Genomic DNA, 19839 nt, shown 5'->3' with positions numbered 1-19839 from the left:
TTAGTCACCTCCAAAGAGTTTTAGAATGTCTATTTCCTCTTCTCCCTGCCCCTCCTCACTTGTCTCGGCTTTAGTTTCTACAAGCAGTAGTGATAAGATGTCCTCCTGCGTCTCTTGTATTTTTGCCTCCTGCAACTCCCTTAGCTCCTCCCTTAGCTCTTTTTCTCTTTTGGCTTGTCTTTTTTCTTTCTGTTTAACCTGCTTATACTCTATCGTTTCCAGTGCTGGCAATTCTGTAGAGATAAGCCTTGCAACTCCCAAAAACTCACCACTAACACTATAGACTTCCAGTTTTGTAATGTCCTCTATGTCCCTCAAGCACACAACTTTATCCGCTTGTTTTCTCCTGCCAAGCCCTTTTTCTGCGTCCGTGGGCATATAAAACTCGTATACGAGATTGTCTATCCTTATGCTATTGTTCCTTACTACCCTCTCGTATCTTTCTGCAAAGGCTCTTCTTAGAGCGTCTTCATCTACTTCCTTAAAGCCTTCAAGCTCTACCTCCGCAGGAGATACTGGTTTTTGAAAGTGTTCAAAACGGTGTTCCTGCCTGTTGTATGTGTCTATGACTTGGGAGAAAAGCTCCTCTATGGTGCTTGCTCCTCTCGCAACTCTTGCTATATCTTTTAGCTCACGGATGACCCGTTCTATGAGCTTCTGGTTCGCCTGATATGGCTTTGTTCTGCGTATTTCCACACCAAGCTCGGATAGGCTTCTCGTTATATGTTCGGATGTGAGTATCTTCTCGTTGTCCGTTTTTACCGCCTTTGGCACTCCGTATTCTGAAAAGAGAGACAGCATAAACTTAGCAACATCTAAACTGCTAAATGCTTTGTTATAGTGCGATGCCTGTCTTTCTTTGTTTTCTACGATGTAAAAGCCCAATATCCGCATTGAGTATATTTCCAGAGCCAGCATCACGGCATAGAGTTTCCCTTTGTAGCTGTAGCCCGTTGCGTCTATCTCCACTATGCCTTTATCTCTCGCTATCTTGCCCTTACTGACCTTCGGAGCCTCTTTTACACCTTTCCTTGCCAGTTCCAGCCTTTCCCAACTGCCCCATTCCTCTTTTACAAACCTCTCCGTTAGCTTATAAAAGCCGTAGAGCGTGTTGACCCCTACCATCCTGAGTTCGATTTCTAGCAGTGCGTGTATCCTTCTCAAGCTCGTGGTTCTTTTCCTTCCTTTCTCCGTATTCACCTCTAATAGCAACGCCTTCAGTTTTTCTTTCACCTGTGCCGGGAGCATGTCTGTTGTGTATTTCTCTGGTCTTCCTCTTTTCCCTTTCCCCTTGCTGAGAATCCTATGGATAGTGGCAATAGGCAAGCCCAGGACTTGGGCTATCTGCCTGATGGATAGCCCAGCCTGCCTGAGCTTATATATCTTTTTGTGACTCATCTTCCCGACCTCTTTCTGATTTCTATGCCATCTCTCACCTCTTTCACTATCTCCTCCCACCACTCCTCAAAATACTCTGGGTATTTCTCCGCCACGAAAGCAACTATCCTAAATATCTCTTCAGACCATCTTTCCAGCTCTTCCTCCGGTGGTATAGGTCTAAACTCTTTTTTCTCCTGTTTCTCCTGCTCCTGTTTCTCTTGTTTCTTGCGTTCCTGCTCTTCCCTCCATGCCTCTTCCCAACCCTTTACCCATTCATCTTCTTCCTCATTAGAAAGGGCGGGCTGAGAACCCGCCAAGTCAGAAGGAGGGAGGGAGGTGGGGGAGGATAAGGCTCTTTCTGAGGCTTCCACCTTTTGATGCCACGCTAACCACGTGGCATAGGGTAGTCTCCTATTGTGTAGTTTGGCAAGTTCCATAGCTTCGTCATAATTCATTGCCTTTTTACCCGCTATCTGCTCCCATTCTTCCTCTGTTATCTCGGGGATGCTGTTATACACTTCAAGCAGTTCGTCCGAATGCTTTAACAGGATGTCTCTTATCTCCCCTTCCACTACCTGTCTGAAGTCTTCCTTTTTGCTCCTGATAGCATGTGCGAGGTTATTCCAGTTGCTAAAGATGTATACAGGATCTCCGAGAATTTCCTTAGCAGTTTCCAGCACAAGCCTTTCTATCTCCTTCTTCTTCTCCAGTTCTTCTTTTATACTTTCCCAATATCTTTTGCTCCTCTCAAGCCAAGTCTTTCTCGCCCTCGCGGACAACTCCTTCACCCAGTCAATGCTCTCCACCGCCTTCTCTACAACATCCCAACCAGCCTCTGCAAACCTCTTTATTACATCCCTTGTTTCATCTATCAAGCCAGCTAAGAACTTAACAGGGTCTCCTTCTATTTCAAAGCCTCTCTCTGCCATTCTTGCGGATAGAAAAGCCTGCCACCTTTCTGCGAGACCTCGTGTCTCAACATCTATAAGCTCCATAAACTCCGAAAAGAGTTTTAAGCCTTCCTTGGTGGGAGGGAGGGAAAGTTGCATTTTTGACATTTTGTCAATTTTGCAACACCTACTGACGGTAGCCTTGTCTATACCCAGTTGATCTGCTATCTGCTGCAATGAAAGTCCCTTCTCTCTCAGCTCTAAAACCTGCTTTCTTAGGTTCTGCTTCTCCTCTTCCATAAGGTCTTCCACATAGCGATATATTGTTCTCTCTGACTTTTTGAACACCCTTGCCAACTCCTCCACATCCTTCAGCCCAGCTTTGAAAAGCAGGCGTGCATTTTCCTTTATCTCCTCTAAGCTCAGAGCCAGTCCGTGCTTAATGTTTTCTTGTATAGCCTTAACCCTGAAATCCAGCTCGCCCTTGCACTCTACCAGCTCTGCTTCCACATACTCTTTTCCAAGCTCTCTCAAGGCACTTAGTCTATGCACCCCGTCAATAAGCCAATAGGAGCTTTCCCTCTTCCATACCTTTATAGGTGGGAACTCTTCACCAAGCTCCAGAGCTTCCTTATACCTTTCCACCACCTCCGCCACCGTGCCAGTCAAAACACGGGGCAGAAGCCCCTGGGGAATGACAATATCTGAGATTTTCAACTTCACTATCATTGCTCCACCTCCTGTCTGTTTTGAAGTTCTTGCGTTAAGGCATCTATAACAAGCGACGCTTCCTGAAGTGTTAAGTCTTGTGAGCTTTCTATCTCTCGCCCCACTATATTAGATATGAGGGACAGTATCTCATTTCTGTCTTTTAGCCCCAAGTCTTTCAGCAAGACCCTTATCTTCTTTTGTTGTGCCTCTGTTATTTTCCTGACTTCCCTCTCTTGCTCTTGTCGTTCTGGCTCTACATAGTCTTCTTCTACCTCCCCCTCCGTGTATGGCATATGCCCCAGTTCTTCCGGGAAGCATAGCCTGAAGGCTTGGGATATAGCGACCTTCTTGAGCATGAATTGGGGCATCTGTTTCCACGTTGGCGTGTCTTTTTGGACTTCTTGCAGGCTGACTTCCCATTCAAAGGGATGATCCCAGTCCTTGCGATATATTACTACTCTTGCCGTGTCCCCGTTTACGTTCACCTGCCAACCATTCAACTTACCACTTCTCTCGGCTCTTTTGATGTATTCCAAATACCCTACCACCAACTGCACCCTTCCCTTGAAGGGGACAAAGTGGACCTCTCTCCTGAGGGGGTCTAAGCCCAAGTGTCTGGCGGTGGCTATGGCTTTAGCCACCTCTACATCTGAGACATCCTGCAGGTGAGGGAATAATACCCTCACCATTTCTACGACCTGCTTTTGGTCTTGTGCGAGTGCTATGTTGCTCATGTCTATTACCTCCTTTCTTTGTTTTCTTGTTCAAGGCATGCTTCATAGACAGCCCTGTAGCGTTTTGGCAGGCTGTCTATATAATTGCAAAGCAGAGACATGTGATGCTTGAGCGCTGTATTCTCTGCTTGCAGTTCTGTTAGCTTGTTATTAAAACCAAGCCACAAGAACGCACCGGAGACAAAAAACAATCCAGCTAAGCTAACAAAAAACAAGTCCTCCAGCCTCTCTTTTGTCTTTTCTTTCATCCCGCCACCTCCACTGGCAGGCTTGAGAGCCTGCCTATGTGTCTGACAAGCAAGGTAGGGACTTCTGACAACTCTTCCCACTTGACTATTTCAAAGACATCCCAACCCTTGCTTGTTTCAACTGCGACCCTCTCGGCATCAAACCAAAAATGCCGATACCGAAAGAGGTCTAACACTTGCACTTCTGTGCCATTAAGCCTAACTTCTTTTAAATAAATCGTGCTCATTTTGCACCTCCTGAGAGTTTTTGCTCTCGGGTGGGTAGCCCTTTTTCACCCTAAAGACCTCCTTAACCTTATGGGTTTCTTTTGCTCCAGCCTCCACTGGAGGTATGCCTTCTTTTTGGCTAATACCTCCTGGGCTTCTTGGATTTCTTTAATGACTTTTTCTATCTCTTCTTCTGTAAGATTCCCATCTTCGTAGGCTTTTATAAGTTCCTGTGGCACGTCGCTAACTTCTTTAAGGAGTTTCGAGAGCTTTATGTCCTCTTCTGCAGGCAATTTTTCAAGCCTATATCCGTATCTTTCCGCAATCTCGCTTAGAACCTCGTATAACAGTTCTGGAGAATACCTCTTTAGAACATCAAGCACCTCAACAGCCCTATGCAAAGGGTTTCTCCGGAAAAACGGGCTATCCTCCTCCATACTCCAGCTATAAACCGCTTTCTCCGATGTGTTTAGAGCATTCGCCATAGTGAACGCTCCCTTGAGCCTTATAAACTTTCTAAAGACTTCCTCGAACATCTTCTTCACCTCCTTTATTGATAGTGCTTTCTTGCGTAGATTTTTCAGACTTGCTTTCTACAACCCTTGACCTTAATTCTTTCTCATAAACGAATAGGAGGTCGGGACGATGCAAATAGTCGGCTATCTTGAAGATTGTCGGTCTGGAAACCTTTGTAAGACTGAGAACGGCACTAAGATAGGAAAGGTTAATTCCAAGATCTTTCGCAAGTTTGTAGAGAGATATCCCCCTGTTCCTACATTCCTGCCTTATAATTTCCTTAATGGTGGTTTGCATGGTAGGGATAAGTATATATGCAAAACGCATACTTGTCAAGAGGGGAAAATGCATTCCGCATATGATTTAAATCATATTTACGAGAATATTGGCGAAAGGATTAAGTTTCTTAGGCAAGTTCTACATCTTTCACAAAAAGAATTTGCAAACGCAATCGGTATTTCTCAGTCAAGACTTTCTAAGATAGAAGCAGGCGAGCCAACAAAAGAGTCAGTCCTCATAGCCATCTCCCGCACCTTTGGTGTTTCCCTCCGATGGCTCAAAACTGGCGAGGGGGAGATGTTTGAGGAGAATATGCCACAGACAGAGGAGGAGTTTCTCAGGTGGATAGTGCATAAGGTCATAGAACTTTTCAGGCAAAAGGGCATAAAGCCGACGACAAAGAAAGTCTATAGAGTATCCGAATATGTAGCAAAAAGACTGATGCCAGAGTGGCAAAAGGCACTAAAGAGAAGGCAACGGATAGAGAGTGAAATACTTTTCAAAGCACTGGAAGACGGGTTAGAATTTTATAAGCAACTGGAGGAGGAGTAAGGTGGAATTAGAGAAAAAGCTGGAAAGCATAGTGGAAGAGGCGAGCAAGCTGGGGCTGACCGCAGATGAGGTATCTCAGAAGTTTACAGAGGTTCTGAAAAGTGTCTATGGCAATGTGGTAGTTGTCAAACAAAGCAACAACGTAAACATAGCCATAGGAGAGCAAAACAAAGACGAGAAAAAGGCAGAGATAATAGCAGAAGATACATATAACAAATTAAAGCACATGTGTAGCCAGAAGGATAAAGCAGAGAAGTTAACTATAGCCTCTTTTGTGTTAGTGTTAGTATCTTACATATTGCTCAATCTGAAGATTGACAAAACTGGTTTACTTGCTATTGCAGGCACTATTGCTTTCCTTGTGTTTGGAACTCGCTTGTCTGTTTTAAACAAGAATATAAAACGAACAGTGGAAGAAGGCTGGGAGAGGGTGTATAGCCTTGCACCACACAGAAAAGACCTTTTGAACAAAATCAAAATCTGTTAAGGAGGTAGTGTCATGACAATATTAAGCATAGCCTTAATTGTATTGGGTGCCCTAATTGTTCTTGGTGCTATTACTGCCAAGGACCCAGAGCTAAAAAAGAACAGAGTTAAAGCAGTGTCCTTGGCAATTGCTCTTATCGTAGTGGGTGTTATACTGCTCTCTTCGCAAGGCGAGAAAGAGCAGGAAACAAAACAAGAAGCAAAACAAGAAAATCAACAAAAGAAGACATTTGGCTCGCTTAATGGCGTAGAGAAGGAACTTGATAAACTTCTTGCAGACCTAAAGATATCACCAAGCAAAACAAAAAATGCGGATAGACTTTCTTATGCAACAAAAGCATCAGCGATCTTTATAGAAGGCGACCCAATTAAAAATGTTTGGGTAATGTTGACAGGCTCTCATGATGACAGAGAAAACCTGATAACCACTGCCATGCTTATGGCACCCATAAAGGTTTTGTGTAATCCTTCAGGGGAGGAGGAAGGTTCGGCTATTCTAAAAAGCGTTATGGCGGTGATGCAAGGCAAACAAGAGACAAGCACAAAAACTATTGGGGGTTGCATACTTAAAGTAGAACGCAATAAAGAGCTTGGAGTTATAGTAGTTTACATAAACGCTAAATAGCAACTGAAATCTCTGCTTGATACAAATCACACCACACACAATAATATACACATGTTTTCTCTTGTTGAACAAGATACAGTTAAGTCCGTCCTCCAAAACATCCGCATAATCCTCAGCACCCCGAGGGGCACAGTTCCACATAGACCAGACTTTGCAGTGGATTATAGAGATTTCATTGATAATCCAACCCCGTTGAGCATAGGCAAGCTAAAAGCCACGATAGTCGATGCAATAGAAACATACGAACCTCGTGCAAAAGTCAAAGCTATAGACATAAGATACAAAGAAATAGGTCATGCAGATGTTATCTTGACTATCCAGATAGAAGATGAGGAGCTGACATGGACATACGCTTTACAATAACAAACCCACAGCACTACGAACAAGAACTTATAAAAGCGTATGAAAGAATAACCGGTAGAACGCTATACCCAGCAGACCCAGAGAGATTACTACTTGATGTTATAACCTATGTATCAAGCCTGCTCGCATTTAAAATAGACTGGTCTGCAAAGCAGAACTTACTTGCTTACGCGGAGGGGCAATATCTTGATGCTTTGGCAGAGTTCTATGGCATAAAAAGACTTCCGGCACAAAAAGCAAGAACAAGACTGAAATTTTTCACACAAGAGCCAGCACAAAGAGACATAGTTATCCCAAAAGGCACACAAGTTGCTGTTAACGATGAGATAGTCTTTGAGACAGTAGAGCAGGCTGTAATAAAAGCAGGACAAACAGAGGTGTATATAGATGCAGAGTGTCAAACTCCGGGGCAAATTGGCAACGGCTTTACAGCAGGACAGATAAATAAGCTACTTGACCCACTCCCTTATGAAGTCCAAGCTGTAAACATCTCCACAACCATGTTTGGAACTGACCAAGAGGATGACGAGAGGTTTAGAGAACGCATTAGGCTCAGTATAGAAAGATTTAGCAACGCAGGGTCAAGAGAGGCTTACATCTATCACACAAAATCAGCTCACGTATTAATAGAAGATGTAGAAGTTTTTAGCCCCGCACCGGGACAGGTAGCAGTCTATTTTCTATTAAAAGACGGTGAGCTACCAAACCAAGAGATGATAGAGCTTGTAAGAAGACACCTAAACGATGAAAAAGTCAGACCCTTGACAGACCAAGTTTTTGTGTATGCACCAGAGGTAGTCCAGTATGAGGTCAGTCTTAGATACTGGATACACAAAAAAGACGAAGCGAGAATTTTTCAAATACAGCAAGCAATAGCCCGGGTAGTGCAAGACTTCATAAAAGACACAGGCAGGAAAATAGGCAAGGATGTATTACCGGAGGAGCTTTATCAAAGGGTCAAAAACGCAGGAGCTTACAAAGTAGATGTAATAAGCCCGGCACGAATTGAAATCTCTGCTGGGAAAGTAGCAAAAGGCATCATAAACTCAATCACATACATGGGTCTAAGCGATGATTAAAGAGCTCCTGCCACCGAGCATAGCTGTAGATGGCATACAAAAACTTGCAGAAAGCACAGAAGGAGTGTTTTCTTTTCTTTTCTCTGAGGTGGGGAAGACACTCATCTACTCTCGTATAGATGAGCTTCCAGAGGAGGTTTTAGATCTCCTCGCCTGGCAGTTTCACATAGAAGGCTACGAACTTGCAAGCACGATAGAAGAAAAGAAAAGACTCATAAAAAAGGCGATAGAACTACATAGATATAAAGGAACGAAATGGGCAGTGGAGAAGGCATTAGAAGCTTTAGGGGTAGACAGTGTCTTGGAAGAGTGGTTTGAATACGGTGGCGAACCGTATCACTTTAAAGTTCTGCTGAGCGGAATTAAAGAAGAGGCAAAATGGAGCGAAGTTAGGAAGGCGATAGATGAGTATAAAAATGTGAGAAGTTGGTATGACATAGTCGCACACTACAAAACTTTTGGAGACTTGAAAATAGGCTCCTTGGCAACACACGGCTATAGATATGAGTTATTTTTGGATGTACGGTTATCTTCTTTACAAGGAATACATACCCTTGGCGCAAAACCTTATTCTGCATACAGCTATAGCATACTCCCATACAGCCCATCGCCAAGCATAGAAAATTCAACATTTTCTGCGGGTTCCGTAATGCACATGGCAATTAAGATGGAGGTAGCAACGCATGGCTAATTTTAGTGGGATGGTGCTAACAAAAAGAGGTAGAAATCTCTTAGCAAAAGCCTTAGCAGGCACAAACTTAACATTTACAAGAGTCAAGCTTGGCTCAGGGCAATACAATGACAACACGGACATAGAAAATCTTAACGACCTTCTACAGCCAAAACTCGCACTTCCAATTCAGTCTATCGAAGTAGGAGACGGGACAGCCAAAATTAGGTTTGTGCTAAGAAACGATGACTTACAGGAAGGCTTCTTTCTATCGGAGATAGGCGTCTTCGCAAACGACCAAGACTTTGGGGAAATACTTTATTCTGTTGCATACGCATCGCAACCAGATTTTATCCCTTCGTCTCAAACAACAAGAATAGAGATAGTCGTTGATGTATACGTAGTTGTTTCAAATGCGCAGAGTGTAACTGCAACGATAAGCGACACGCTTGTTTTAGCAACACGGCAAGATATAGAGAAACTTAAGAATAGTATAATCTCTGGGCAGGTTATAGCAGGCAACGCATTAAAACTATCAGGGCATGAAGCGAGTATAGACCCTCAGCCCTTCAGAATACCATTAGCGAACGGAGATGGCAAACTTGGTTTTGAATGGTTGTATGACATATCAGAAGAAGTGTATTATCAGTCAAACTACTATGTAAGCACGGATTTCCCTCAAGCCGAGGAAGGTAGTCTGTGCTACATAACTAACACGAACAAACTTTACAGATACACAGAAGGACGCTGGCAAGAAATTAATTGGCAAAAGGTCATCAGGAGAATGCCAGAGTTTCAAATTGGAAGACTTAGAATAAACAATAACGTTTTAGAAATTTCTCCTGATGGAGTAAGCTGGTATCCTTGTTATCCTCTCATAGGAGCAAGCGTATTTAGCGTAAGAACACTTGATAACCAAAACTATAGTTACAAGTATTATCTACCGCCAGGTGCAACAGTAACAATTCAAAATGCAAATCATGTGCCTATTGTGTATACTCCTGCTGTAGTGCCAATGTTCCTCTTTCAAGGATTTTGGACACCTGCATATGAACTTTGGGTTGGTTTGAGACCAAGCAATATTGCAATTAGCAATGGTGATGGGCAGTATATGGCTGGTGGTGATACTAATGTAGGTGCAAATAGAGTTACTGGTCTAAGTTTTGTGCCTTTTTACGAGCAGGCAAACATAAACGAAAACTGGAATCACGCAACATTAACAATTAGAGAAAATCAAAGATGGCTTGTTTTGGGGCAATGTCAAGGCCATGGGGGTTTTACTATTGCTGATACTTGTTGCAGTGGCACAGCTTCATCCACTTCCTACTGGCTTGGAACTTGGTACAGGCAAGACGGAGTACAATTTACAGCGGATTATGTAACAATAACAAGAAGGAGGTAAAAGAGATGGTTTATGCATGGGCTGAAGATGGTCATATATTTGCTGTAGAAAGATTAGAAGATATACCTGAACAGTATAGAAACGGTGTTGTAGTTTTTGCAGACCTGACCACGAAGGATGTTTCGAAACTCTATATTGACGCTGGTGAAATAAAAGTTAAGGACGAACAGACACTTGCATTGGAAAAGAGAGAGGAGGTTAAAAGGTTGTTAATAGACAAAGCGGAGAAGTTTATCGCTGATACTTTGAAGAGGCATGGCTATTATTCTCTTGGCGACTTACTTATTTACCAGTCTGGTTCACAAGAGGCGGCAGAACTCCTGAGCTGGTATAAGCAGTTTGATGCTAAGGTCTGGGGTTTCATTGAAACAGAGTTAGCGCAAAAAAGCCTACAGGAACTTGAAAGCTTTGACATAGATAACTTTCTCAATAGCATTGCTACTGAGGTTGGCAATGTTTAGGGTAGTGATTGCAATTGCTATAATGTCTGCTCTGGCTACCTTTACAGCTACAGATACAATCCGCACACGACAGATTAAACGCCTCAAGCAGGAGCTTTCACTTGTCAAGCAAGAGCATGAGAGAGTTTTGTCTTCACTTAAGCAGTGTCAAACTGACTTAAACACATATACTCAAGCCTATCAAGAACTCACAGCTAAACTAAAGCAAAAAGAGCTTGACTATGCAAAGAAGCTAAAAGCATACGCTGACGAAGTAAAGAAGAACATAGCACGGAAATACGATATCCAAGTTCCTAATAATAATGATACCTGTGACAATCTAAGGGAAATGTTGGACGTACTCGTGGAGGTAGAAGAGAAATGAAGGCTGTTGCTGTTTTTATGCTTGTGCTCCCTGTTATGCTTGTAAGCTGTGCAACAACTACTACGGAGTGTCCTGTGTGCCAAACTAAGATAGTTGAGAAACCTGTCGTGCTTAAATGTGAACCCCCAGAGGTGCCACGTGCGGAGCTTGAAATAATTAAACAGGAAGACTCATATGAGGAGCGCTTGAGAAAGCTTATAAAGAACTATGGTTTGCTGAAAGAAGAAAACATACTACTTAGGAGGGCTATGGAGGTATGCAAATGATAAAAAGACTTCTGCGTTACTATCACGTGGAACTCGTGCTTGCAATAGTTATGATGCTTGTTGCACTCGCTTATACTTTTGAACCTTCTCAGCTTGTGTCTGCCATAGCAAGAAAAACCGCATTAGCAAGTGCGGGCTTGGTTTTTTACTATGTTTCAAGGTATCTCAAAGTTGGTGTAATAGACTGGGATGAGGAATGGAGAAAGAAGTATGCTATTGCTATTCTTTTCTATACTGCTATTGTTTTTGCATTCGGCTGAGGCACAGGATAGATGTCTGAGGCTTAAAGAGATAACAAAGAAAGCACACCAAGAAGTAATCTCTCGTGACTATCCGTGGTGGTATGGGCTAGGGCTAATGAAGACGGAAACGAACTGCCGGTGGCTTAAATCTATGGACGGGCATGGGTCGGTCGGATACGCTCAGATAACTCCTAAATTTCTGGATGGCGTGTTGAGACCTCTTTTCCCTGACTATGACAAAGAGTATTCCTCGCATCATTTCTATGCGCTTGCATACCTGACAGGAATGGAACTACGAAGAGCCCGTCGCCTCTGGCAGGTGTATCAGGCTTACAACGGTGGAGGGCTTGTCTACAGAGAATGTAATCGGGCTAAGAGTTGCGAATGGCAGGAATGTAGAAAGGAATGTAGAAGGAGAAATGTGTGCGTGTGGATGACTAAAGAAGGATGTAGGCAGTATAAAAGTGCGTGCGAAATTAATTATAGCTACAGCCAAAAGGTCTATAAGTTTGGGCAGTTATACAGGGAGAGTGAAGATAAGCTGAGGTTTTGGTAAAAAGAATAGCCCCCAGAGGGGGCGGGGGACTATTTCTCTTTGGTTTTGGGGAGATGGATTTCTTTTGTGTGTTCGTTTAGAATTCTTTCAACTAACTGCGATACGCTTACCCCCCGCTGGAGGGCGAGGAGCTTTATCTTAAATAATAACTCGTCGGATAAGTATACAGTTAATCTTCTCTTCATGTTCCTACCTCCTACCAAGGACGCTCAAGTATAGTTAATTCAATTCTCTCTTCGCTTATATCCCTTGGCACACTTTCTCTATAAGAATAGCTGTAGCTGAAAATTAGACATATTTTGTCCCTGCACACTATTTCTATCACCTTTCTCTCCCACCCGCCTCGGAGCCGGGCGTAGACCACTCTGTCGTCAGTAGATTGGCATGATGTCAAAAATGCCCTCTCTCGGAAGGTGAAGAAATTGAAAAAATTTCAAAAACTTCCCTTTCCCTGCCTCAGGGGTGTTTCAGATTTTTCAAACAAAAAATTTTGGGGTCGTGATCTTTGTTTGAAAATTAGTTCAAAGCCTTGTCTCTCAAGGGTTTAAAAACAGGGGGGTGTTTCACATTTTTCAAAAATTACATAAAGGCAAGCAAGGAGTGAATTATAATCTAATATTCAGCGGGTGTGGCGGAATTGGCAGACGCGCTGGACTCAGGATCCAGTGGGCTTATGCCCGTGAGGGTTCAACTCCCTCCACCCGCACCAAAAAGCCATGAGATTTCTAATATTTGGAGACGTAATAGGAAAACCTGGAAGAAAGGCACTTAGGTATTTTCTCGCAGGCTACAGGGATTTGGTGGACGTGGTGCTCGTTAATGTGGAAAACTCCGCAGGTGGCTTTGGTATAACAAAAAAAGTCTACGAAGAGCTACAAGGCATGGGCGTGGATATTATGACCTCTGGAAACCACATATGGGACAAAAAGGAAGTTTACCAATTTATAGACACCTCTCCCAACCTCCTGCGACCAGCCAACTATCCCGAGGGTGTTCCCGGCAGAGGCTATGGTATCTTTGAGAAAAAGGGCATAAGGTTTGCAGTTATAAACCTCATGGGTAGGTCTCTCTTAGACTCAAACCTTGAAAACCCCTTCTTGGTCTTTGATAGGCTTTACCAAGAGGTAAGCAAGGAAACTCCCATAGTGGTCGTGGACTTTCATGCGGAGACCACCTCAGAAAAGTGGGCTTTTGGCATATATGTGGATGGTAGGGCAAGTCTTGTTTATGGCACGCATACCCACGTGCCTACCGCAGACCAGATAATACTTAAAAAGGGAACAGCCTATACTTCCGATGTGGGTATGACAGGATGTTGGTATTCCGCAATAGGCATGAAACCCCAGCAAGCTATAGATAGGTTTACAAAGGGTATTCCCCAAAAGTATGAGGTAGAAGAAAAGGAAGACCTTGTGGTAAATGCCTTGCTCGTAGAAGTGGAAGAAAGCACTGGCAGAGCAAAGTCCATAGAGCGTCTACAGCAATACATCACAAGAGAAGAGCTCCTTGGAGCATAAATTTATACCATGCAAGAAACCAAGAAAAAGCCCAAGATAAGCCTAATATTGGAGAGCTTTACTCAACTTGAGAAAGCCTACGCAGACTTAAAGAAGAACCTATCCCTTCCTGAAGAGGAGTTTGTCTCCAATAAACTGCTCCAAGACAAGGTGAGGGTAGACTTCAATCTGGCTTTTGAAAGTGCTATGAGAGTCTGCAGGCATCTTTCTGCGGTCTATGACATAAAGACCACTTCAAAGGACTGCCTTCAGAAAATAGGTGAGCTTGTTGGTCTCTCTCAGGCACAAGCCTTGGGAGAGCTTGCCCAGTTTTACATAAAGCACAGAGACCTAAGGGAAACCCTGCAGTCAGAAGAACTCTACCGCTCCCTTGTTAAGTTTTTGCCCCTTTTTAAGGAATACGCCAAAGCGGTAGTGGAGTTTGTCAAAAGGGAGACCAACAACCCCCTTCTTATAGACTTTGACCTTCTAAACGAAAAGGCAAAATACATAAAGGAGTCTGTGAAAAAGATAGACTTTGTGCTTTCTCAAGGCTTTGAGGAATTTTCAAAGACGCCCATGTATTACGATAGGGTCAAATACTTCTATCAGGTCGCTTACGATAGCCTTTTTGATATATGCAAGCACCTTGCTCCTAAGTTTGGAGTGAGGAAGTTTGGAGATGACTGCCTTTCAAAGTTGGTGGAAGCTGGCGTTATTCCTCAAGAGTATTACATGGATGTTTTCAAGATGACGAACCTAAAAAACAAGCTCATAAGCACGTGGGAAGTGAGCCCACAGGAGCTATATGAGAGGCTTATGGAGATAAAGGACAAGATTGAGCCTGTTATGAGGGAGATATCCAAAAGCCTAAAAAAACTCCTACAAAGTAGTCAAGGATAGATGGCTACTGGGTTATAAAAGGTGTCCCTTTCCACTGGTATCTTGCCTGCGGACCTTATGAGTTTTATGAGCCTTTCCTTTGTATGTCCCACCGCAGAGGTTGTTCCCGCAGAATGGACTATTTTTTCCTCTTGGATGGTCCCGTCAAGGTCATCCGCACCCATATTTAGAGCCACTTGTGCTACCCTCTCACCAAGGGTGACCCAGTATGCCTTTATATGGTCAAAGTTATCCAAAAAGAGCCGTGATATGGCTATGGTTTTCAAATCATCCACAGAGGAAGTTCTTTTCCCTCCTATCCTTGTTCCCTCTGGCCAGTAGGCAAGAGGTATAAAGACCTGAAAGCCTCCCGTTTCATCTTGCAGACTTCTGAGCCTTTCCATGTGTTCTACCCTTTCCTCGTAGGTCTCTAAGTGTCCATACAGCATGGTTGCATTGGTGGGAATTCCCAGCTTATGAGCGGTTCTATGCACTTGCAGATACTCTTCCGCATTAGCCTTGTAGGGTGCTATTATCCTTCTTACCCTCTCGGAGAATATCTCCGCACCACCCCCGGGTATGGCATCCAACCCCACAGACTTTAGCTCAAGCAGGATATCCTCGTAGCTCCTTCCTGATATCTTACTCATATGGTGTATCTCTATGGCGGTCCACGCCTTTACCACCATATCTGGAAAAGCCCTCTTTATTTCCTTCACAAGGTTTACATAGTGCTCCACCTTCCAATGCGGTGGTATGCCACCTACAATATGCACCTCCCTTCCACCCATTTTGTAGGTCTCTTCCACTTTTTTTAGGACCTCTTCAAGGCTCATCTCATATGCCCTTGGGTCAGACTTTACCACCCCAAAACTGCAGAAATTACATTGATATATGCATATGTTGGTAGGGTTTATCTGTCTGTTTACCACAAAGTAGGCAAAGTGTCCGTTCTTTTTACGGTTTACCCACTCCGCCAACGCACCCACATAGCTAAGGTCTGCCTCATAAAAGAGCCTTACGGCGTCTTCTACAGAAAGCCTTTTGCCCTCAAGAACTTTTTCTCCTATAACCCTCAGGGTCTTTATGGCAACTCTTTCTATGAGCAGGTCTAATTGCATACTTTCCTCCTTTAATTTATTGGTATAGGTATGCCCTTTTGTTCAGAATATAGCTTAAGCGAACTAATCAAATCCTCGTAGCTTTCTCCATCTTCAGGATATGTGACCACTATGTAGTGGCCTTCTTCACCAAGAAAATCTCTAATACCCTCTGCCAGATGAATTGCACCTTCCTTATCAGTGCCAGGTAGCAAACAGATTATGTGAGAGCCATGCTGAAATATCATGTCCGACTCACGCATGGATTTAGATATATTTTCAAGGTGTTGTTTCGAGAGGTGTTTACTGTATAGCACCACAAGGGACAAGTTATCCACAGCTGGAATATGTTCCGCAAGGGATAGGTCCCTCTTCAATCTCTTCAACTTACCTATCTCGTGCCTTATAATTGCTTGGAGGTCCTCAAAACTAACAAACTGTGCCATGTTTATGATTATAAACCTTTTAGTATTTTTAGCCATCAATATTTTCCACTTAACATAAGCTCTCTCTTACGCCTTACAAAATCCTTCACACCTTGCAAGTCTTTTGTGTTTAGCACAAGCTCAGGCAAAGCCCAACCTCTCCTTGCAAGACCAACCCCTAAGTGTATGTAAGGCAGATGCTTTACAGAGTGTGCATCGGTTACTATGGCTATAAACACACCCTCTTGCATGCACCTTCTTATGTTCTCTGGTGAAAGGTCAGCCCTGTGAGTGTTTAGCTCCAGTGCGGTTCCCGTCTCTTTTGCGGTCTTTATGACCTTTTCCATATCAAGAGGGTATCCCTCCCTTGTTCCGTAGGCTTTACCTGTAGGGTGTCCTATTAGGTTCACATAAGGGTTTTCCATAGCCTTTAGAACTCTGTATGTGTTGTCTTGATTAAACCTTGAGTGGATAGATGCCACCACGAAGTCAAACTCTTCAAGAAGGTCATCGGGAAGGTCCAAAGATCCGTCAGGAAGTATATCTACCTCACAGCCCCTAAGGATATAAAAGCCCCTTGGATTGTAATATTGATTTAGCCTTTCAATTAGCTTAAACTGTTCCCTGTAGCGTGCTGGGTCAAGACCGTTGGCTACACGCGAGGACTGAGAGTGGTCTCCTATCACCATATACTGATAGCCCAGTCTGTAGCAGGCTTCCGCCATCTCCTCAAGGCTGTGAAGTCCATCGCTCCAGTTAGAGTGCATATGAAAGTCTCCCCTTATATCCTTTATGTCTATGAGCCTTGGAAGTCTACCCTCAAGGGCAAGCTCTATTTCTCCCGTGTTTTCTCTAAGCTCTGGCGGAATCCACTGCATGCCTATGAGGTTATAAACCTCTTCTTCTGTGCGCCCCCCTATCCACTCATCGGTATCCGCATGAAAGACTCCATATTCGCTTATCTTGAGCCCTTTAGCCTTGGCTATGTCCCTTATCCTTACGTTATGCTCCTTTGAACCAGTAAAATACTGAAGGGCGGACCCCCATTGGTGAGGCTCTACGGTTCTGAAGTCCACTTGTCTCCCTTCTTGTAGCACCACGCTGGACTTGGTCTCTCCGTGAAGAAGAGCCTCTTTAATTCCTTCGTAGGAAACGAAGTGTTGATGAAGTCTTGCCCAGTTTTCCCTCCTTGCGGATACGAGAAGGTCTATATCGCCAACGGTTTCTTTCCTCCTTCTTAGGCTTCCTGCAAGCTCAATGCTTTCATAAAGATCCTTTACCACCTCAAAGTGTTTAAGAAGGCTTTGCCCAAGCTCATAAGCCTGCAGGAGAGTCATTCTTTCCTTGCTCTTCTCCCAAAGCTCAAGCCCTCGGAGTATGTTTTGAATTTTCTTCTCCCCCATGCCTGGCAGAAAGGCAAACTGACCGTTTTTAACTGCCCTTATAAAATCTTCTTTGCTCTTCACCTTTAGTCTGTCGTAGGCAAGCCTTAGGGTCTTTACTCCTATGCCTGGGACTTCCAGAAGCTCAAGAAGGTCTTCTGGAACTTTTTGTCTCAGCTCCTCGTAGGCACTTATTTTGCCTGTGCGAAGGTATTCCAGTATCTTTTCTACACTAGACTGTCCTATACCGTGTATCTGGTGGATTTTTCCGGTTTTTACCAAAACTTCCACATCTTCCCCAAGCTCAGAGAGAACCTCCGCTACCCTTCTGTAGGTATTTATGCGATAAGGATTATCCCCAAGAAACTCAAGCATGTCCGCCATTTTCTCAAAAATCTGGGCAAGCTCCTTGTTTTTCTCCATAGGTTAAAATTTAGGAATGGACTTCCTTTCTTACAGCCTATTTTGGAAGGGCTTTCTTTCCGCCTTTTTTATAGCCCTCTCTACCTCTATGGTAGGTGTTTTCCTTCTCATAAAGAGGCTTTCTATGCTTGGTGCGGGTCTTTCTCACGCAACCTTCGGTGGCATAGCCATTGCTATAGTCCTTGACCTTGAGCCTATAACCTTTGCGGTGCTTTATACGGTTCTTCTGGGTCTTCTAATCCAATTCCTTGTGGAAAAAAAGTCTTTGCCTGCGGATACAGTAGTTGCCCTCTTTTTTTCTTTGGGCGTTGCCATGGCAATAGTGGTGCTTGGCATTACAGACAATCTTGGGACTAACGTATTTTCTTACCTCTTTGGTAGCATGCTTACCGTTTCGGAAAACGACCTGCTTTTGTCTGTGCTTATCTTTGCTATAAGCCTTCTGTTTATATCCCTGAACTACCGTGGACTCCTACTTCTGAGTTTTAACGAAGAGATCGCCAGACTCAGAGGTGTAAGGGTTAGACTTCTAAACTACTCTCTTATTGCCATAGCTTCTGCCAATGTAGCTCTATCCATAAAGGCTGTGGGACTTGTGCTTTCTGCCAGCTTTATATCTATACCAGCCATGACTTCGCTTTTGGTCTCATCTTCCTTTTTGCAAGGTATATTCCTTTCTGTTTCCTTCTCCTTCCTTTCTATTTCCTCTGGCATAGCTTTATCCCTGCTTTTTGACCTTCCACCCAGCGGTGCGGTGGTGGGGAGTATGGTGATCCTTTTTGCAGTGGTGTCTTTGAGCAAATTTATAAAAAGAAAATCTTTAGGCTCTCCTTAGCCTTTTCCTTGTCTTGATTGTAGAGCTTGCGCGCAATGTCCATGACCTTTGGAGATGACCCCTTGGGAAGCCCTCTTAATTCTATCCATTTTAGAAACTCAGCCCTTGCAAGAACGCTGGCGGTTGCAACCGCAAGGTTTTCTTCCCCCTTGTGTATAAAAGAAACTCTACTGTCAAAAGGACTTCTGCTTGAGTATGCATCCACAGAAAATTTACCCTCAGGATACCTTTTGAGAAATTCTTCCAAAAGGCTCACATACAGCTCATCCAGTATTCTATTGAGGTTTTTCTTCCTTTCGTAAAGCTCATTTAACTCTTTAGGCTCTACAAGCCTGCATTTAAACTCTCCAAAGGAGCTAAAGACTTCCGCCTTTTTGAGAACCGCCTCATCGCTTAACCTTTTACAATCTCTCATATTAAGGCTCAAAACCTTCTTGTAATACTCTGGCTTTATGACCGCACAGCACAGCACAAGAGGACCAAACACATCTCCCTTCCCTGACTCATCGCATCCTACAGACACATTCTCTGGAGTGTCAAGAGAGGAAAGTATGAGGTCCTTTACCTCTTTAGCCCTTTTACCCTGAATAAGAAGCGTGCCAGAGAAATAGAGCGTTGCATGGTTAGAGCCATCAGTCAAATACCAAACCACATAATCCTTTGGTAGACCTTTAAAACCCAACTCCTCCAAAAGAGCCCTTACCCTATCCCAGTCCTCCTTCTCAAGCCTCAATGTCAGATTACTCATAACAAAAACATCTCTACAAAGCTCTTCCAATCCTCTTCCGTGCTTTTCAGCTTAGTAAACTCTAATACTAATATATACCTACTCTCCCTTACTTCACCAAGATATGGAAGAGTTTCGCCTTTCTCCACAGGCTTAAGCCCTTTTGTTTCAATATAGCCGCATATAAAACATTTAATGACGTTTTTGATTGCACCACACTTATCGTAATAAAGTCTGTGTTCTATGCTTTTCAAAATATGGCTTTCACCCAAAACTTGCTTGGAAAATTCTACAAGATTCCTAAAAGCACAAACCTGTGCTAATGCGTTTATAAATACAGCCTCCGGGACGCTTGCCTTAACGAATATCCCTACATCATAACCAACAGGACACTCCGCCCATACCGCCTTTAAGTTTGGTGTTGTCTTTATACTTACAGGCTTATTGGAATTCAAAATGTCAGAGTATCCCTCAGCATAGACAAATATCCCTATTAGGGACACTTATCCACACCTCAGGTTTAGGGACTGACTGAAAG

The 19839-nt window shown here is 43.6% G+C and carries 28 protein-coding genes and 1 tRNA gene; 16 read left to right on the top strand and 13 right to left on the bottom strand.

The window, feature by feature from the left end; all coding sequences use genetic code 11:
- The 7 genes from G3M65_RS00320 to G3M65_RS00290 are packed head-to-tail and all read right to left on the bottom strand — an operon-like array spanning window position 1 to window position 4983.
- Entirely contained in the window at window positions 1-1398 is a 1398-nt protein-coding gene (locus G3M65_RS00320) for a hypothetical protein (RefSeq protein WP_173832590.1), read from the bottom strand.
- Window positions 1395-2999, bottom strand: coding sequence for an RNA polymerase factor sigma-54 (locus G3M65_RS00315; protein WP_173832589.1), 1605 nt, complete (start codon window positions 2997-2999; stop codon window positions 1395-1397). The genes G3M65_RS00320 and G3M65_RS00315 overlap by 4 nt, the downstream gene beginning before the upstream one ends.
- Entirely contained in the window at window positions 2996-3715 is a 720-nt protein-coding gene (locus tag G3M65_RS00310; protein WP_173832588.1) for a RecT family recombinase, read from the bottom strand. The genes G3M65_RS00315 and G3M65_RS00310 overlap by 4 nt, the downstream gene beginning before the upstream one ends.
- Before the next feature lie 5 nt (window positions 3716-3720).
- Complete coding sequence (locus G3M65_RS00305; protein ID WP_173832587.1) at window positions 3721-3963, bottom strand: hypothetical protein; 243 nt, start codon at window positions 3961-3963, stop codon at window positions 3721-3723.
- Window positions 3960-4190, bottom strand: a complete 231-nt coding sequence (locus G3M65_RS00300) for a hypothetical protein (RefSeq protein ID WP_173832586.1) — start codon at window positions 4188-4190, stop codon at window positions 3960-3962. Before G3M65_RS00300 ends, G3M65_RS00305 begins: the two co-directional genes overlap by 4 nt.
- 45 nt (window positions 4191-4235) lie before the next feature.
- Window positions 4236-4706: a hypothetical protein gene (locus tag G3M65_RS00295; RefSeq protein ID WP_173832585.1), complete on the bottom strand. Its 471-nt coding sequence runs from the start codon at window positions 4704-4706 to the stop codon at window positions 4236-4238.
- The gene (locus G3M65_RS00290; protein WP_173832584.1) at window positions 4687-4983 is read right to left on the bottom strand and encodes a helix-turn-helix domain-containing protein; all 297 of its coding nucleotides are present in this window, start codon (window positions 4981-4983) and stop codon (window positions 4687-4689) included. Before G3M65_RS00290 ends, G3M65_RS00295 begins: the two co-directional genes overlap by 20 nt.
- A gap of 48 nt (window positions 4984-5031) precedes the next feature.
- Here G3M65_RS00290 and G3M65_RS00285 point away from each other — a divergent pair, with 48 nt between their 5' ends.
- The 12 genes from G3M65_RS00285 (at window position 5032) to G3M65_RS00230 (ending at window position 12031) form a co-directional block, all read left to right on the top strand.
- Entirely contained in the window at window positions 5032-5517 is a 486-nt protein-coding gene (locus tag G3M65_RS00285) for a helix-turn-helix domain-containing protein (protein ID WP_173832583.1), read from the top strand.
- Between the two features lies 1 nt (window position 5518).
- Window positions 5519-6004 (top strand): hypothetical protein, encoded by a 486-nt coding sequence (locus G3M65_RS00280; protein WP_173832582.1) that lies wholly within the window; start codon window positions 5519-5521, stop codon window positions 6002-6004.
- A gap of 12 nt (window positions 6005-6016) precedes the next feature.
- Complete coding sequence (locus G3M65_RS00275; protein WP_173832581.1) at window positions 6017-6628, top strand: hypothetical protein; 612 nt, start codon at window positions 6017-6019, stop codon at window positions 6626-6628.
- Between the two features lie 51 nt (window positions 6629-6679).
- Window positions 6680-6991 carry a GPW/gp25 family protein gene (locus G3M65_RS00270; protein WP_173832580.1) on the top strand — a complete coding sequence of 104 codons (312 nt, stop codon included), beginning with the start codon at window positions 6680-6682 and terminating at the stop codon, window positions 6989-6991.
- Entirely contained in the window at window positions 6970-8070 is a 1101-nt protein-coding gene (locus G3M65_RS00265) for a baseplate assembly protein (RefSeq protein WP_173832579.1), read from the top strand. Before G3M65_RS00270 ends, G3M65_RS00265 begins: the two co-directional genes overlap by 22 nt.
- On the top strand, window positions 8063-8761 hold the full coding sequence (locus G3M65_RS00260) for a phage tail protein I (RefSeq protein WP_173832578.1): 699 nt from the start codon (window positions 8063-8065) through the stop codon (window positions 8759-8761). The genes G3M65_RS00265 and G3M65_RS00260 overlap by 8 nt, the downstream gene beginning before the upstream one ends.
- Window positions 8754-10142 (top strand): phage tail-collar fiber domain-containing protein, encoded by a 1389-nt coding sequence (locus tag G3M65_RS00255; protein WP_173832577.1) that lies wholly within the window; start codon window positions 8754-8756, stop codon window positions 10140-10142. The genes G3M65_RS00260 and G3M65_RS00255 overlap by 8 nt, the downstream gene beginning before the upstream one ends.
- A 5-nt stretch (window positions 10143-10147) precedes the next feature.
- Window positions 10148-10603: a hypothetical protein gene (locus G3M65_RS00250; RefSeq protein ID WP_173832576.1), complete on the top strand. Its 456-nt coding sequence runs from the start codon at window positions 10148-10150 to the stop codon at window positions 10601-10603.
- The gene (locus G3M65_RS00245) at window positions 10596-10967 is read left to right on the top strand and encodes a hypothetical protein (protein WP_173832575.1); all 372 of its coding nucleotides are present in this window, start codon (window positions 10596-10598) and stop codon (window positions 10965-10967) included. The genes G3M65_RS00250 and G3M65_RS00245 overlap by 8 nt, the downstream gene beginning before the upstream one ends.
- Window positions 10964-11233, top strand: coding sequence for a hypothetical protein (locus G3M65_RS00240; protein ID WP_173832574.1), 270 nt, complete (start codon window positions 10964-10966; stop codon window positions 11231-11233). The genes G3M65_RS00245 and G3M65_RS00240 overlap by 4 nt, the downstream gene beginning before the upstream one ends.
- On the top strand, window positions 11230-11493 hold the full coding sequence (locus tag G3M65_RS00235) for a hypothetical protein (RefSeq protein WP_254426279.1): 264 nt from the start codon (window positions 11230-11232) through the stop codon (window positions 11491-11493). Before G3M65_RS00240 ends, G3M65_RS00235 begins: the two co-directional genes overlap by 4 nt.
- Before the next feature lie 97 nt (window positions 11494-11590).
- Entirely contained in the window at window positions 11591-12031 is a 441-nt protein-coding gene (locus tag G3M65_RS00230) for a hypothetical protein (RefSeq protein WP_173832572.1), read from the top strand.
- A 29-nt stretch (window positions 12032-12060) separates the two neighbouring features.
- Here the strand turns inward: G3M65_RS00230 and G3M65_RS00225 are convergent, their stop codons facing one another.
- Window positions 12061-12216 (bottom strand): DUF6364 family protein, encoded by a 156-nt coding sequence (locus tag G3M65_RS00225; RefSeq protein ID WP_173832571.1) that lies wholly within the window; start codon window positions 12214-12216, stop codon window positions 12061-12063.
- Between the two features lie 437 nt (window positions 12217-12653).
- Between G3M65_RS00225 and G3M65_RS00220 the strand changes: the two genes are divergently transcribed.
- The 3 genes from G3M65_RS00220 (at window position 12654) to G3M65_RS00210 (ending at window position 14430) form a co-directional block, all read left to right on the top strand.
- Window positions 12654-12740, top strand: a tRNA-Leu gene (locus tag G3M65_RS00220).
- A 7-nt stretch (window positions 12741-12747) separates the two neighbouring features.
- On the top strand, window positions 12748-13548 hold the full coding sequence (locus tag G3M65_RS00215) for a TIGR00282 family metallophosphoesterase (RefSeq protein WP_173832570.1): 801 nt from the start codon (window positions 12748-12750) through the stop codon (window positions 13546-13548).
- Between the two features lie 9 nt (window positions 13549-13557).
- Window positions 13558-14430, top strand: coding sequence for a HepT-like ribonuclease domain-containing protein (locus G3M65_RS00210; protein WP_173832569.1), 873 nt, complete (start codon window positions 13558-13560; stop codon window positions 14428-14430).
- Here the strand turns inward: G3M65_RS00210 and mqnE are convergent.
- The 3 genes from mqnE to polX are packed head-to-tail and all read right to left on the bottom strand — an operon-like array spanning window position 14421 to window position 17739.
- Window positions 14421-15530: an aminofutalosine synthase MqnE gene (gene mqnE, locus G3M65_RS00205; RefSeq protein WP_173832568.1), complete on the bottom strand. Its 1110-nt coding sequence runs from the start codon at window positions 15528-15530 to the stop codon at window positions 14421-14423. The two genes, G3M65_RS00210 and mqnE, sit on opposite strands and share 10 nt — an antisense overlap.
- 11 nt (window positions 15531-15541) lie before the next feature.
- Window positions 15542-15955 carry a nucleotidyl cyclase domain-containing protein gene (locus G3M65_RS00200; protein WP_173832567.1) on the bottom strand — a complete coding sequence of 138 codons (414 nt, stop codon included), beginning with the start codon at window positions 15953-15955 and terminating at the stop codon, window positions 15542-15544.
- Between the two features lie 35 nt (window positions 15956-15990).
- A complete protein-coding gene (gene polX / locus G3M65_RS00195; protein WP_173832566.1) occupies window positions 15991-17739 on the bottom strand; it encodes a DNA polymerase/3'-5' exonuclease PolX in 1749 nt (582 codons plus the stop codon).
- 16 nt (window positions 17740-17755) lie between these two features.
- On the opposite strand from polX, the gene G3M65_RS00190 reads away from it, so the two are divergent.
- Window positions 17756-18574 carry a metal ABC transporter permease gene (locus G3M65_RS00190; RefSeq protein WP_173832565.1) on the top strand — a complete coding sequence of 273 codons (819 nt, stop codon included), beginning with the start codon at window positions 17756-17758 and terminating at the stop codon, window positions 18572-18574.
- Here the strand turns inward: G3M65_RS00190 and G3M65_RS00185 are convergent.
- Together G3M65_RS00185 and G3M65_RS00180 are read right to left on the bottom strand one after the other, a co-directional pair.
- On the bottom strand, window positions 18543-19322 hold the full coding sequence (locus G3M65_RS00185; RefSeq protein WP_173832564.1) for a ribonuclease H family protein: 780 nt from the start codon (window positions 19320-19322) through the stop codon (window positions 18543-18545). The two genes, G3M65_RS00190 and G3M65_RS00185, sit on opposite strands and share 32 nt — an antisense overlap.
- Window positions 19319-19804 (bottom strand): hypothetical protein, encoded by a 486-nt coding sequence (locus G3M65_RS00180; RefSeq protein ID WP_173832563.1) that lies wholly within the window; start codon window positions 19802-19804, stop codon window positions 19319-19321. Before G3M65_RS00180 ends, G3M65_RS00185 begins: the two co-directional genes overlap by 4 nt.
- Between the last annotated feature and the right edge of the window lie 35 nt (window positions 19805-19839).

The organism is Hydrogenobacter sp. T-8 (genome assembly GCF_011006175.1).
Lineage (GTDB): Bacteria > Aquificota > Aquificia > Aquificales > Aquificaceae > Pampinifervens > Pampinifervens florentissimum.
This window is presented reverse-complemented; position numbering and strand designations above follow the sequence as displayed.

What these genes read in the sequence shown, in the direction of transcription:
- G3M65_RS00320 (WP_173832590.1), bottom strand. Translation starts at nt 1,398, where the DNA reads ATGAGTCACAAAAAGATATATAAGCTCAGGCAGGCTGGGCTATCCATC.
- G3M65_RS00315 (WP_173832589.1), bottom strand. Translation starts at nt 2,999, where the DNA reads ATGATAGTGAAGTTGAAAATCTCAGATATTGTCATTCCCCAGGGGCTT.
- G3M65_RS00310 (WP_173832588.1), bottom strand. Translation starts at nt 3,715, where the DNA reads ATGAGCAACATAGCACTCGCACAAGACCAAAAGCAGGTCGTAGAAATG.
- G3M65_RS00305 (WP_173832587.1), bottom strand. Translation starts at nt 3,963, where the DNA reads ATGAAAGAAAAGACAAAAGAGAGGCTGGAGGACTTGTTTTTTGTTAGC.
- G3M65_RS00300 (WP_173832586.1), bottom strand. Translation starts at nt 4,190, where the DNA reads ATGAGCACGATTTATTTAAAAGAAGTTAGGCTTAATGGCACAGAAGTG.
- G3M65_RS00295 (WP_173832585.1), bottom strand. Translation starts at nt 4,706, where the DNA reads ATGTTCGAGGAAGTCTTTAGAAAGTTTATAAGGCTCAAGGGAGCGTTC.
- G3M65_RS00290 (WP_173832584.1), bottom strand. Translation starts at nt 4,983, where the DNA reads ATGCAAACCACCATTAAGGAAATTATAAGGCAGGAATGTAGGAACAGG.
- G3M65_RS00285 (WP_173832583.1), top strand. Translation starts at nt 5,032, where the DNA reads ATGCATTCCGCATATGATTTAAATCATATTTACGAGAATATTGGCGAA.
- G3M65_RS00275 (WP_173832581.1), top strand. Translation starts at nt 6,017, where the DNA reads ATGACAATATTAAGCATAGCCTTAATTGTATTGGGTGCCCTAATTGTT.
- G3M65_RS00270 (WP_173832580.1), top strand. Translation starts at nt 6,680, where the DNA reads ATGTTTTCTCTTGTTGAACAAGATACAGTTAAGTCCGTCCTCCAAAAC.
- G3M65_RS00265 (WP_173832579.1), top strand. Translation starts at nt 6,970, where the DNA reads ATGGACATACGCTTTACAATAACAAACCCACAGCACTACGAACAAGAA.
- G3M65_RS00260 (WP_173832578.1), top strand. Translation starts at nt 8,063, where the DNA reads ATGATTAAAGAGCTCCTGCCACCGAGCATAGCTGTAGATGGCATACAA.
- G3M65_RS00255 (WP_173832577.1), top strand. Translation starts at nt 8,754, where the DNA reads ATGGCTAATTTTAGTGGGATGGTGCTAACAAAAAGAGGTAGAAATCTC.
- G3M65_RS00250 (WP_173832576.1), top strand. Translation starts at nt 10,148, where the DNA reads ATGGTTTATGCATGGGCTGAAGATGGTCATATATTTGCTGTAGAAAGA.
- G3M65_RS00245 (WP_173832575.1), top strand. Translation starts at nt 10,596, where the DNA reads ATGTTTAGGGTAGTGATTGCAATTGCTATAATGTCTGCTCTGGCTACC.
- G3M65_RS00240 (WP_173832574.1), top strand. Translation starts at nt 10,964, where the DNA reads ATGAAGGCTGTTGCTGTTTTTATGCTTGTGCTCCCTGTTATGCTTGTA.
- G3M65_RS00235 (WP_254426279.1), top strand. Translation starts at nt 11,230, where the DNA reads ATGATAAAAAGACTTCTGCGTTACTATCACGTGGAACTCGTGCTTGCA.
- G3M65_RS00230 (WP_173832572.1), top strand. Translation starts at nt 11,591, where the DNA reads ATGAAGACGGAAACGAACTGCCGGTGGCTTAAATCTATGGACGGGCAT.
- G3M65_RS00225 (WP_173832571.1), bottom strand. Translation starts at nt 12,216, where the DNA reads ATGAAGAGAAGATTAACTGTATACTTATCCGACGAGTTATTATTTAAG.
- G3M65_RS00215 (WP_173832570.1), top strand. Translation starts at nt 12,748, where the DNA reads ATGAGATTTCTAATATTTGGAGACGTAATAGGAAAACCTGGAAGAAAG.
- G3M65_RS00210 (WP_173832569.1), top strand. Translation starts at nt 13,558, where the DNA reads ATGCAAGAAACCAAGAAAAAGCCCAAGATAAGCCTAATATTGGAGAGC.
- mqnE (WP_173832568.1), bottom strand. Translation starts at nt 15,530, where the DNA reads ATGCAATTAGACCTGCTCATAGAAAGAGTTGCCATAAAGACCCTGAGG.
- G3M65_RS00200 (WP_173832567.1), bottom strand. Translation starts at nt 15,955, where the DNA reads ATGGCACAGTTTGTTAGTTTTGAGGACCTCCAAGCAATTATAAGGCAC.
- polX (WP_173832566.1), bottom strand. Translation starts at nt 17,739, where the DNA reads ATGGAGAAAAACAAGGAGCTTGCCCAGATTTTTGAGAAAATGGCGGAC.
- G3M65_RS00190 (WP_173832565.1), top strand. Translation starts at nt 17,756, where the DNA reads ATGGACTTCCTTTCTTACAGCCTATTTTGGAAGGGCTTTCTTTCCGCC.
- G3M65_RS00185 (WP_173832564.1), bottom strand. Translation starts at nt 19,322, where the DNA reads ATGAGTAATCTGACATTGAGGCTTGAGAAGGAGGACTGGGATAGGGTA.